Source organism: Synechococcus sp. H70.2, from assembly GCF_047462275.1.
Lineage (GTDB): Bacteria > Cyanobacteriota > Cyanobacteriia > Thermostichales > Thermostichaceae > Thermostichus.
The window spans coordinates 52358-64100 of record NZ_JANSIU010000010.1; the positions used below are offsets into that span (position 1 = coordinate 52358).

8 protein-coding genes and 1 pseudogene are annotated in these 11743 nt (G+C 62.7%); 3 read left to right on the forward strand and 6 right to left on the reverse strand.

The features are described from left to right. Positions 1 to 17: 17 nt before the first annotated feature. Positions 18 to 1298 carry a trypsin-like serine protease gene (locus tag NW822_RS09970; RefSeq protein WP_414404327.1) on the reverse strand — a complete coding sequence of 427 codons (1281 nt, stop codon included), beginning with the start codon at positions 1296 to 1298 and terminating at the stop codon, positions 18 to 20. Positions 1299 to 1618: 320 nt separating this feature from the next. Here NW822_RS09970 and NW822_RS09975 point away from each other — a divergent pair, with 320 nt between their 5' ends. From NW822_RS09975 to NW822_RS09985, 3 genes are all read left to right on the forward strand, one after another. Continuing rightward, complete coding sequence (locus NW822_RS09975; RefSeq protein ID WP_414362366.1) at positions 1619 to 2797, forward strand: 1-deoxy-D-xylulose-5-phosphate reductoisomerase; 1179 nt, start codon at positions 1619 to 1621, stop codon at positions 2795 to 2797. Positions 2798 to 2856: 59 nt separating this feature from the next. Next, positions 2857 to 4623 carry an ABC transporter ATP-binding protein gene (locus NW822_RS09980; protein WP_414404328.1) on the forward strand — a complete coding sequence of 589 codons (1767 nt, stop codon included), beginning with the start codon at positions 2857 to 2859 and terminating at the stop codon, positions 4621 to 4623. 69 nt (positions 4624 to 4692) lie between these two features. After that, entirely contained in the window at positions 4693 to 6225 is a 1533-nt protein-coding gene (locus tag NW822_RS09985) for a UDP-N-acetylmuramoyl-L-alanyl-D-glutamate--2,6-diaminopimelate ligase (protein ID WP_414404329.1), read from the forward strand. 8 nt (positions 6226 to 6233) lie between these two features. Here the strand turns inward: NW822_RS09985 and carA are convergent, their stop codons facing one another. The 5 genes and pseudogenes from carA to NW822_RS10010 form a co-directional block, all read right to left on the reverse strand. Then, entirely contained in the window at positions 6234 to 7424 is a 1191-nt protein-coding gene (gene carA / locus NW822_RS09990; protein WP_414404330.1) for a glutamine-hydrolyzing carbamoyl-phosphate synthase small subunit, read from the reverse strand. A 125-nt stretch (positions 7425 to 7549) separates the two neighbouring features. Then, positions 7550 to 8116, reverse strand: coding sequence for a GspH/FimT family pseudopilin (locus NW822_RS09995; RefSeq protein WP_414404331.1), 567 nt, complete (start codon positions 8114 to 8116; stop codon positions 7550 to 7552). 5 nt (positions 8117 to 8121) lie between these two features. Continuing rightward, positions 8122 to 9294, reverse strand: a complete 1173-nt coding sequence (locus tag NW822_RS10000; RefSeq protein WP_414404332.1) for a PilW family protein — start codon at positions 9292 to 9294, stop codon at positions 8122 to 8124. Positions 9295 to 9343: 49 nt separating this feature from the next. After that, on the reverse strand, positions 9344 to 10123 hold the full coding sequence (locus tag NW822_RS10005; RefSeq protein ID WP_414404333.1) for a prepilin-type N-terminal cleavage/methylation domain-containing protein: 780 nt from the start codon (positions 10121 to 10123) through the stop codon (positions 9344 to 9346). A gap of 57 nt (positions 10124 to 10180) precedes the next feature. Then, a pseudogene (locus NW822_RS10010) lies at positions 10181 to 11743 on the reverse strand (type II secretion system protein); the annotation flags it as partial.

Consider the following 11743-nt stretch of genomic DNA (forward strand, 5'->3'; position numbering starts at 1 on the left):
AACCATTTCCGGCCCGCCTATTGGGCGCGGCTGCCAAAGTTGACCCCGGAAACCACCTCGCCCTCTCGCAGGTTCACCGTCAAGGAAGCTGTCGCTCCCCCTGCCAGAGAAGGGGAGGGTGTTGGAGCTGGGGTCGGGCTGGGGGCGCTGCTGGTGGAGCCGATGACCGCTTGCACAAACTCAGCAAAGCTGGACACGCGCGTGTAGACCCCATAGAAATTGGGCTGGGCGCAGCCTTTGCCAAAGCTGGTGATCCCGGCCAGGGCAAAGCCGCTGCCGCTGGGCACGAGCAAAGGCCCCCCGCTGTCGGCCTGACAGGTATCCACACCCCCTTGGGGAAAGCCGGCGCAGAGCATGGTGTCTAAAATGATGCCGTTGTAAGACTGGGGCGCGTTGCACACCTCGTTGGCGACAATGGGCACTTCGGCCTGTTGCAGATCCAAAGCAAAGCCGCTGGGTTCCTGGTCAAGGTCACGGGGGGAGGTGGCCCCCCACCCCAGAATGGTGGCGAACGTGCCGGGGGCGGTCAAGCTGGTTTGGTTGGGCAGTACCACTGGCAGGGTGGGCAGAGCCACCGGCCGCGAGAGGCGCACTAGGGCAAGGTCGTTCCCCCCCAGTTGCCCCACCTGGGGATTGTAGCCGGGGTGGATGACGATTTGCGCAGCGCGAATGCGCTGGCCGGCGCCAAGCTGCAGACGGGTTGTTCCCACCAACAGATCCAGGTTGCGGGCGTTCACTACCTGCTGGCCTTGATCGTCGAAGAAGCAATGGGCGGCGGTGAGCACCCACTCCGGAGCAACCAGGGATCCAGCGCAAAACTGCGCCCGAAAAGGATCTGGCTCCGCCGCGTTCAGCAGGGCTACCATCCAGGGAAAAGCCCCCGGATGAGCCGGCCTGCCGCCAACAATCCGACCTAGCCCTGAGGGCGGCCCAGTAAACACCCGCCCTGGGGGCAAAAGGGCGGTGACACGGTAGGTGCCGGGGGGCAAGTTGAAAAAGCGGAAGTTGCCGTTGGCATCGCTGAGGGTGCTGGGCTCCCCCCCATCGAGGCGACCATTGCCGTTTAAGTCCAAAAAGGTAGTCATGCCCGCCAGACCCGGCTCTCCCGGATCCCGCAGGCCATTGCCGTTGAGATCGTCAAAGTGGGATCCCTCAATTTGTCCTAGGAGGGGGGAGAAAGAACCGCCCGAACTGCCGCCGCCACAGGCGCTCACGCTTAGAGCTAGCCCCAGCCCGAGGAGAGCCCGCCAAGCGCTGCTTGCCTTAAGACGGACAGAAAGCTCCGAGAAACCAAACATGGTCAGCTTTTCCAGCGTGGCTGAGAGGGAGTTCCCCAGCCAGCTTCACTAGCTCGAGGATATCAGCCCTGCTTGCTTCGGGGCTGGGCTCTCAGTTGCCAAAGGCTAGCCTTTGGAGGATCCCTAGCGCCACTGCGGCATCCCCGCGGAGGTGCTTAACTCAAGAGAGCAGCCTGGCACAGACAAAGATAATATGAAGGGCGAGAGGCAGGCCTAGCCCTTGTGAGGTGGAGCCCAGGGCACGCTGTGCCAGGGGAAGTCCGCGCCGGCAGGCCGCCATTTTTTGGCAACCCAGACACTCCAGTGCAAAGGGATTACCCATGCAGGCTATCACCTTGCTCGGCTCCACCGGCTCGATTGGCACCCAAACTCTGGACTTGGTGGCCCAGTATCCCGATCGCTTTCGGGTTGTTGGCTTGAGTAGCTACAGCAATGTTACCCTCCTGGCGGAACAGGTGTGGCGGTTTCGCCCCCAGATTGTGGCCATTGGCCGGGAGGAGCTGCTGCCGGAACTGCGGTCGCTGCTGACCGGGATGCGACCCCTGCCGGAGTTGGTGGCGGGCACGGAGGGTCTGTGCCAGGTGGCAGCCCACCCCGCGGCCCAGCGGGTGGTGACCGGGATCGTTGGCTGTGCCGGCCTCTTGCCCACCTTGGCCGCTATCCGCGCCGGCAAAGACATTGCCCTGGCCAACAAAGAAACCCTGGTGGCAGGCGGCCCGGTGGTGCTGCCCCTGGTGCAAAAGCACGGCGTCAAGCTCATCCCGGTGGACTCAGAGCATTCGGCCATCTTTCAATGTTTGCAGGGGGTGCCAGCGGGATCCCTGCGCCGCATCTGGCTGACAGCCTCAGGGGGGGCCTTTCGCGATTGGCCTGCCGAGCAACTGGATCGGGCAACTCTGGCGGATGCCCTCAAACACCCCAACTGGGTGATGGGGCGCAAGATCACCATCGACTCGGCCACCCTGATGAACAAAGGCTTGGAGGTCATCGAAGCCCACTGGCTGTTTGGCTTGGACTATGACCACATCGAAATCCTCATCCATCCCCAGAGCATCGTTCACTCCCTGATTGAGCTAGCCGATACCTCGGTTCTGGCCCAGTTGGGCTGGCCGGATATGCACCTGCCCATTCTCTACGGCCTCAGTTGGCCGGAGCGCCTAGCCACCGCCTGGGAGCCTCTCGATTTGGTTAAGCTGGGATCCCTTACCTTTAAGGCACCGGATCACCGCAAGTACCCCTGCCTCCAGCTGGCCTATGCTGCTGGACGGGCGGGAGGGACGTTGCCTGCTGCCTTGAATGCTGCCAACGAGGCGGCCGTGGCCCTCTTCCTGCAAGAGCGCATCCGCTTTTTGGATATCCCCCGCCTTCTGGAGCGGGTGTGTGAGCGGCACGAGGTTATTGCCAATCCCAGCCTGGAGGACATTCTGGAGGTAGACGCCTGGGCGCGACAGCAGGTGGAACTCTTGGCGCAGCAGGCCCCAGCGCAGGTTCTGGCCTAATCCCTACCGGGGGGATCCGGCCCAGCGCTAGAGTGGGAAGAAGCTGGAGGAGCCCTTGAGTGACCGGATCCCATTGGCAGCAGTTGCTTTACTATCTGCGCCCCCACTGGTGGCAAGTAGTGTTGGGCATTGGAGCCCTACTGGTGGTGAACGGGCTAGGGGTGTTCCTGCCCTGGTATGTCAAGCTGGCCATTGATGATCTCAGCCAGAACCTGGACATGCTGGCCTCCAGCCGCATTGTCCTCCACGCCCTAGTGGTGCTAGCTGTCTCCACCCTGATGATGGGCATTCGCATTGCCTCGCGGGTGTGGATGTTTGGGGCAGGACGGCAGGTGGAGTTTCGCCTCAAGCAGGCCATCTTCGAGCATTTGCTCACCCTGCAGCCTTCCTACTTTGCTCAGCAGACCATTGGGGACATTCTCACCCGCATCACCAGTGATGTGGAAAATGTCCGTCGCCTAGTGGGCTTTGCCCTGCTCAATTTGACCAACACAATCTTTGCCTACGGCACTACGCTGCCGGCCATGTTGAGCATTGAGCCGCGTCTGAGCGCCCTGGCCCTATCGGTGTTTCCGGTGATGCTGGGACTGGTGAAGTTAAGCAGCCATCGCCTGCAGCAGGAGCAGCTTCAGGTGCAGCAGGAGCTGGGCGATCTCAGCAATCTCATCCAGGAGGACATAAACGGCATCACCCTGATCAAGGTGTATAGCCAGGAAGAGCGCGAGCAGCGGGAGTTTCGCCGCCGCAACGACCGTCTGTTGCAGGCCAATTTGCGCTTGGCCCTCACCCGCAACCTGCTTTTCCCCTCGCTGGTGGCTTTGGTTAGCCTAAGCCTGCTGCTACTGCTGGCAGTAGGGGGGCCGCAGATTGCCGCCGGGCGGCTGACGATTGGGGATTTTTCCGCCCTCACCCTCTACGTGGAACGGTTGGTGTTTCCCACTGCTTTGCTGGGCTTTACCCTCACCGCCTACCAGCGGGGCCAGGTCAGCCTGGAGCGGATCGACGCCTTGCTGCGGGTAGAGCCCACCATCCGCGATGCTCCTCAAGCTCTGCCGCTACCTCTAGAAAAGGTGCAGGGGCGTATCGAGGCTAGGGGGCTGACTTTTGCCTATGCCAATGGGGGATCCGCAACGCCGGCGCTGCAGGATCTGCACTTTTGCATTGAGCCGGGGCAACTGGTGGCGGTGGTGGGGCCAATTGGGGCGGGCAAGTCCACCCTGGCCAATGCCCTGCCCCGCCTGCTGGAGATCCAGCCGGGGCAAGTGTTTTTGGATGGGCAGGATATTACCCAGATTCAACTGGGATCCCTGCGCCGTGCCATTGCCTACGTGCCCCAGGAGAGCTTCCTCTTTAGCGCCACCATCCGGGACAACATCCGCTACGGCAAGCCCCAGGCGGAAGATTGGGAGGTGGAATGGGCCGCCAAAGTTGCCCACATCCACGCCGAGATCCTCCACTTTCCCAAGGGCTATGACACGCTGGTGGGGGAGCGGGGCATCACCCTTTCCGGCGGCCAGCGACAGCGGGTGGCCCTGGCGCGGGCGTTGCTGGTGGATGCGCCAATTTTGATCTTGGATGACTGCCTCTCCAGCGTGGACAATGAGACGGCCCAGGCCATTCTCCGCCACCTGCGCCAGGCCACGGCCCAGAAAACGGTAATCTTTATTACCCATCGCCTCACGGCAGCGGTGGAGGCGGATCAGATCTGGGTGATGGAGAAGGGCCGCATTGTGCAGCAGGGATCCCATGCCCAGTTGCTGGCTGATCCCGACGGCCTCTACGCCCGCCTCTGGGCCAAGCAAAAGCTGGAAGAGGCCCTGGCCTAGGGTTTCTCTGGCCAGAAAGCCGGCCCAGCGGCTACCCTAAGCTGCAAAGCTGTGGGGAGGGGCAAAAGCATGGGAAGCAACGGGATGGATCTGCGCCAATTGCTCGGCCAAGCCGGGATCCAGCCCCAGTTGGTTCAGGGATCCCTGGAGGGGGTGCAGGTCAGGGGTCTGTGCACTGACTCGCGCCAAGTGCAGGCCGGGGATCTCTTCTTGGGCATGCCGGGATCCCGCGTCGATGGCGGCGAGTTTGTCCAGGAGGCGCTTACCGGAGGAGCGGTGGCGGCCCTCATTTCCCAGGAGGCCTGGAAGCAAGTCAGCGGAGAGGCTGAATGGGGCAGTCGGCCCATTTTGGTGTGGCCCCGCGCTGGCTTGAACCGGGCTGTGGCCCAGGTGGCGGCAGCCTTCTATGGTTTTCCGGCCCGCCAGCTTACCTTGGTAGGGGTCACTGGCACCAACGGCAAAACCACCACCACCCATCTCATCGAACATCTGCTGCAGGCTGCCGGTTGCCCCACTGCCTTGCTGGGCACCCTCTACAACCGCTGGCCCGGCCACTGCGAAGGGGCTCCCCACACCACTCTGTTTCCGCTGCAGCTGCAGCGCAGCCTCAGGGAAGCCCAGCGGGCTGGGGCGGAGGTGGCGGTGATGGAGGTCAGCTCCCATGCCTTGGCTCAGGATCGGGCTTGGGGGTGTAGCTTTGCCGCTGCGGTTTGGACCAACTTCACCCAGGATCACCTGGATTTCCACGGCAGCATGGAAAACTACTGGCAGGCTAAGGCCACCCTGTTCCGGCCGGAGTACTTGCAGGGGCGGGCGGTGGTCAACGCCGACGACGAGGGGGGACGACGGCTGCTCGAAGCCCTCCCAGCCCCTCTGGAGCCCTGGGCCTATTCCCTCCGGCCTTTGGAAGGGATCCCTGCCCTCTGGCCCAGCGACGTTCAACTTCACCCCAATGGCCTGCAGGCAACCCTGCACACTCCTTTGGGCAGCTTTGCTGTGGCAGCGCCGCTGGTGGGATCCTTCAACCTGGCCAACCTGCTGGCGGCAGTAGGGGTGGCGCTGCACCTGGGGATCCCGGTTGAGGTTATCCAGTTGGCCCTGCCCCGTTTTCCCGGTGTGCCGGGGCGGATGGAGCGGGTGAGCCTGCCGGGGCAGGACATCACGGTAATCGTGGACTATGCCCACACCCCCGATGGGCTGGAAAACCTGCTCAAGGCCCTGCGCCCGCAAGTGCAAGGCCGGCTGATCTGCGTCTTTGGCTGTGGCGGGGATCGCGACCGGGGCAAGCGCCCGCAGATGGGCCGCATTGCCGCCACCTGGGCCGATCGGGTGGTGGTGACCTCCGACAACCCCCGCACCGAGGATCCGCAGCAGATCCTGCAGGACATTTTGGCCGGGATCCCTGGATCCCCCTGGGCGGTGGAGGTGGATCGCCGCCAAGCCATTCGCCTGGCCATCCTGGAGGCCCAGCCAGGCGATACGGTGGTGATTGCCGGCAAAGGCCACGAAGACTACCAGATCCTAGGCACCGAGAAGATCCACTTCGACGACCGGGAAGAGGCCCGTGCCGCCCTCTCCCTCAGGGAGAGGGGCCGGGGGTGAGGGTTAGGCTACTCCCGGCCTCTGTTCTGCAGCATCAGCTCCACAAACTCCCGGAAGAGATGGTCAGCATCGTGGGGGCCGGGGCTGGCCTCTGGGTGATACTGCACGGAAAACAAAGGTAGGTGGCGGTGGCGGATCCCGGCCACGGTGCGGTCATTGAAGTTAAGGTAAGTAATTTCCACTTCCTCCGCCGGGATCGAAGCGGCATCTACCGCAAAGCCGTGGTTTTGGCTGGTGATCTCCACTTTCTGCTCCAGCCCACAGGGGTGGTTGAGGCCGCGGTGGCCGAACTTCAGCTTGTAGGTGGATCCGCCCAAAGCTAGGCTGAGGATCTGGTGGCCCAGACAGATGCCAAACAGGGGTTTCCCGCTTTGCAGCAGCGCCTGGGTGGTGCGGATGGCCGTTGTCTCTGCCGCTGGATCCCCGGGCCCGTTGGAGAGGAGGATCCCGTCGGGGTTGTACCTCAGGATCTCCTCCAGGCTGGCGTGGGCCGGCAACACCATCACGCGGCAGCCGTAGCGAACCAGGCGGCGCAAGATGTTGCGCTTGATGCCAAAATCCAGCGCCACCACCCGCAAAGGGGGATCCGGGATCCGGATCCCTTGGTTGCGGCCATAGTCCCAATCGGCGGGGGTGGGCTCTAGCCACTCGTAGGGCTTGGGCGTTGTCACCTCTGCCACTAGGCTCAGCCCCTGCATGGCAGGGGCCTGGCGCACCCGCTCCAGCAACGCCTGCGGATCCAAGATCTCGGTTGAGAGGGCCCCGTTCATTACCCCTTGCGAGCGCAGCCGCCGCGTCAGGGCCCGCGTATCCACCCCGGCAATGGCCGGGATCCCGTGCTGCTTGAGGTAGTCAGGCAGCGTCCCCGTAGCGCGCCAGGAGCTGGCCAGGCGCGACACGTTGCGGGCGATGATCCCGGCGGCTTGGGGCCGTGCCGATTCCTGATCCAGGTCGTTTACCCCCGTGTTCCCCAATTCCGGGTAGGTGAAGGTGATCAACTGCCCCCGGTAGCTTGGATCCGTCATCACCTCCTGGTAGCCGGTCATGCCTGTGTTGAACACCACCTCACCCACCGCCGTGCCCTCTGCTCCAAACGACCAGCCGGCAAAGGCCGTGCCATCGGCCAGCACCAGCAGAGCCGGCTGCCGAGCGTGCCAGGGGAAGACTTTTTCCGGAGCTTCAAGAGTTGAGGAGACCATAACCTGTGAACCTAGACAACTCCCCTCTCCCCTTGGGAGAGAGGCCGGGGGTGGTCGCGTGAGCGGCGCGGAGCGCTTGGGCTGGGAGAGGGGCTGGGATCGGCAGCCTGACTATCCTACCCCAACTATCCTTCCCCGGCCTCGTTGGCCACGTTGCCACATTCTGGCCTGTTGTCCTTGCGGAGAGTGCCGATCAAAGTGCTCACCACCACGCAGCGGTTTTCGCGCTGGGAGTAGGTGCTGCTAACCACAAAGCGCCCCAGCCGACGCGCCCGCCCTTCCGAGTCGAAAACAGCCCTCCCTCTTTCGTTGGCAAAGGTGCTAGTTACAGTTACAAAATTATTCAGGCGCACCCGCTGACAAGGGATCGGCTCATCGCAAAGGCCTCTCTCGTCTTGGATCACCAGCGTGGGGACACTTGGATCTGAGTTATCGATTTCAACCACCCAGGCGCGGCCTTGGAGAGAGGCTCTGGCGTTGGTGCGGGCGGTGCGCAGGGCTCGCTCCACCTTGTTTTGCGCGTCCTCTAATTGGATGCGCGCCCAGATGTTGATCCCGGAAGGGACGGCCAGCCTGGCCACAATGCCGATAATGACCACCACCGCCAGGACTTCTATCAGCGTGAAGCCCTGGGATCGAAGCGGCCGCGCCGGGCCAATGGTTTTTTTCTCCAAGGCCAACATGGTGGACATTCCCCCTAGGAGAGTTGACGGTTGATAACACCGCGGGCAAGAACCCGAGTTTGCAGCGGCAGCAGGTAGCGCGACACCTCTGAGATATCGACGCTGGTGGCATCCTGGATATAGCGGCGGAAGAGGCCAGGGTTGGCCCGCTCCATGGCCGTAGCCGTGATGTTAATGATCACATCCTGGGGTCGGTCGGCGCCGGGGCTGCGCCGCACGCAGACGTAGAAGCCCACGTCGTTCTGGTTATCTGCCAACCCCGAGAAGGTGACGTCTTCGGGTTTGCCGCCACCAAAGGCATAGCCCTGCGGGCAAGCGGGTGCAACCTGCGGACTCCCCTCCCGGCTGCTGAAGATGTTGGAGACCAGAGTTATCAGGCGGGGGCCTTGGTTGCCTGCCCTGGCAATAGGCTGCTGGGGTGTCCCCTGCTCCTGGAGCCTTTGCAAAGCCTGCTGAGAGGGCCAGGCAAGAAAACCTTCCCGGTAAGGATCAGGATCAACCCTAAAGAACTCACTGCGCCCGGCGCAGTCGTTATCACCTTGCCTTGCGAGGGGTCCCAGTTCAAAACGCTCGATCCGCGCGTTGCCTTCCCAGGGAGTGTCCCCTGTTGGGTTGCCGGCGTTGTTGTAGTTGCGGCGCAGGTAGTACACCACCAGAGTGTAAATGCCGCGGCGGCTGACCAGCGTGTCCCAATCCGCATTTCTGCCGTTTGTGATCGGGAACCCAGGGGGTGGTTGGGCAGGCAAGATGGCACGGCCTTCGCGAATCTCTTGCAAGGTGGGGATTGTGTCTCCCGGAGTACCGTCCTTTTGCCGAGTACGGTAACATCCCTGCGGGATCGGTTCCAGCTTCCAAAAGGCAACAACCGGGATAGCATCATCGGGGCGGCGGATCCAACCTGGCTCGTAAAGCCGCTGGATGACATCCGGGATCCTGTCTCCGTTGGGCTGTTCGGTGTCGTTGTAAATGTAGAGAGCTTCTGCCAGATCCTGCTGGATAAATTCCATGGCCTGGGTTAGCTCCGCCTGCACCTGGGTGCGGCCCGTCTCTTCCCGATCCAGCCGCATCGTCTCGATGACGATCATGGTGGTGGCCAGGAGAAAGATGGAGGCAATCAGCAGCGAGACCAACAGCTCGATGAGGGTAAACCCTCTGCTGGCTCGGCGGCGAAAGATCTTGAACAACATAGGGCAACACCCCCATCTTGCAACAGGTTTGCGGGCAGGAACTCAGGCCCTACCTCAGGTTTTCAACAGGATCAACAGGCAGGGGGAAAGCCTGGCACCTCTCGATGGGATCCGGATCCTCCTCACCCTCACCTCTGCGAATGTGCCGGGCTATCTGCCGGCAAACATCTCCCAAGTTGGCGGCGGGGTTAATTTCTACAAAGGAGGTGGCCAGGGGAAAGAGCCAGACATCGGCATTGGCCAAGTTTTGGTTGGCCGAAACCAGCTCCGTTCTCAATCCAGGCAGCGCTCGGCGCGTGTTTGGATCAAAAGAAAAGCGGTGGTAAACCCGCACGCCCAGGCGAAAGCTGCAGGGCACCTCCTGAATGACCCTGTTTTCACGGCGGTCGATGCAGGGCGCCCCCTCGTCGCGGAAGGCTTGGATGACGTATTCTTCCGGATTCCGCCCCGGCACTTGAACTTGCGCCAGGCGAAGGGAATAGTTGTCTTTGTGGGTGTAGTTACCGTCATTTGCATCGGCGGGCATCTGGTCAGGGGGTGGGGTGTCGACCAGTGGGTTGGCTCCCACTTTGGGCAGACGAGCCACCTCAAAAGCCTTTGGAGCAGCCGACAGCTCGATATCCACCAGGGTGCGGATGCGATCCACCTCCTCCTGGGCCAGGCGGTTGGCCAGCTCCACCCGCTCGCTCATGGCCCGCCGGTAGGCAATCACCGTGAGGGTGGGGGCTAGGGCGGCCATGGCCAAGGCCACGATTACCACCGAAGCCAACACCTCAATGAGGGTAAAGCCCTCTGCTGCCAGTTGCCACCGAAGCCGACCCTTGCCCATGGATCCCTCCCTATTTCGCCCCTACCTTGAATCTACCCCTGACGGGACGGGTCAATATCAATTGAACTCATTGCAGCCGCCAATCCGCGCAGACGGATCCAACGGCACATCCGGCTGATTCTGGAGCGCGCAGCGCAGCCGCCGCACATACGGATCTTGTGGATCCAGCTCGCGCAGGAACTCTGTGCGCGCGTTGGAGGGGAATTGGAAGCGGCTGGAGACAGCGCCAGGGCGGCGAGCAATCTGCAGGCCCACGTCGTAGCCGAAGCGGCGACGAGGTGGGAAGTAGTAGTCGTAGCCGCGCAAAAAGGTTGAATCCTGCACCAGGTTGGGCGGCTCGAAGCTGTGCTGCAGGAAGGGGCCGGTGGCATAGGTGCTGTAGTTGAGCTGGATCATCGAGCCGCTGAAGAAGAGGTTGGTACCTCTCCACATCTCATTGAGGCGTAGGAAGTTGTGCATGCCGCCGGCAGTTTGATGCAGCCGCGACGGAAGCACCCCGCTAACGGCCACCGCGTTGACCCGCGTCTCTCGGGCCGGCTGCAGTTGCCAGTTTTGGCTGCCGTCTTCGCTGCGGCGGCGCTGGCTCACAGTGGTGGAGGCCAGCTCTTGGAAGCGAGGAATGGGAATGGGTCGCCGCGTCACCTCGTCCAGGATCACGCCCAGCACCGGGTTGTCGCCAGCAAAGCCCGTGGTGGGCTTGTTCAGATCCAGGGTAAAGGGCTCCACATCCACCCACACCAGGCCATCGTTATCGCCGCCGTTGCGGTCGATTTGCACCTGGATGGTGTTGCCGTTGGGCTTGACGTAGAAGCAGAGGCCATTGCTGATTTTCTCACTGCCTTTGTCGTCGATGTAGTAACCGTCCAGATAGGTGGATGTGGTGGCGTAAGCTTGCGCCGTAGCGTTTTTCACCCGAGCGTAGGGGTTGAGCGCCATCTGAGGTTGTACGCCAGGAATGTCCCCAAACAGCGGATCCCGATCCACTACCTTACCCTCATTGTCAAGGCGCAACGTGCTGGGGCGGCTGCGGCCCGTGTAGGCCTCGTAGCGGAAGCGGTCGTTGAAGTTGGGGCGGAACACGCCCGGCACCCAGAAGCCGCCATCGGGGCCGACTTTCTCTTCAGAGTCGCAGCGGACGGTTAGATCCCCTTTGAGCAACTGGCGCCGCAGCCGCCGTGCCCAGCCATCGCCGCCTCGAGCCAGGTCGCCGGCAATCTCTGGAGCGCCGCTTTCGGCAGGGCGGATGCCCGGCTCTTTGCTGGGGTTGGCGATCTGGAGGAGCAGCAAGTTGCTCCTCAGGCCGTTGCGGGCGGCGTGGGCCGGCTCGCCGAAGATCCAGTTGAAGGCGGCCTGCAGGGCTTCGGCAGGGTTGGGCCACTTGGGCGGCTTGGGCACCCCTGCTTTCACCTCCAGCACCGGCGAAAGCCGCGGCTCTAGGGCAATGGTTACACCTTCATCGGCAGCCTGGGCCACGTCGTGGACGCTGATCGTCTCCGGCTCGGCTTGAACTTCGCCCACGGGGCGCAGCTCCACCGTGTTGGGCTTGGCCGCCATCCACTCGCCCAAGGGGCTCTTGCCGGGAGCATCGGGCGCAAAGGTTTCGATAGGAGGAGGTGTTGG

What these genes read in the sequence shown, in the direction of transcription:
- NW822_RS09970 (WP_414404327.1), bottom strand. Translation starts at nt 1,298, where the DNA reads ATGTTTGGTTTCTCGGAGCTTTCTGTCCGTCTTAAGGCAAGCAGCGCT.
- NW822_RS09975 (WP_414362366.1), top strand. Translation starts at nt 1,619, where the DNA reads ATGCAGGCTATCACCTTGCTCGGCTCCACCGGCTCGATTGGCACCCAA.
- NW822_RS09985 (WP_414404329.1), top strand. Translation starts at nt 4,693, where the DNA reads ATGGGAAGCAACGGGATGGATCTGCGCCAATTGCTCGGCCAAGCCGGG.
- carA (WP_414404330.1), bottom strand. Translation starts at nt 7,424, where the DNA reads ATGGTCTCCTCAACTCTTGAAGCTCCGGAAAAAGTCTTCCCCTGGCAC.
- NW822_RS09995 (WP_414404331.1), bottom strand. Translation starts at nt 8,116, where the DNA reads ATGTCCACCATGTTGGCCTTGGAGAAAAAAACCATTGGCCCGGCGCGG.
- NW822_RS10000 (WP_414404332.1), bottom strand. Translation starts at nt 9,294, where the DNA reads ATGTTGTTCAAGATCTTTCGCCGCCGAGCCAGCAGAGGGTTTACCCTC.
- NW822_RS10005 (WP_414404333.1), bottom strand. Translation starts at nt 10,123, where the DNA reads ATGGGCAAGGGTCGGCTTCGGTGGCAACTGGCAGCAGAGGGCTTTACC.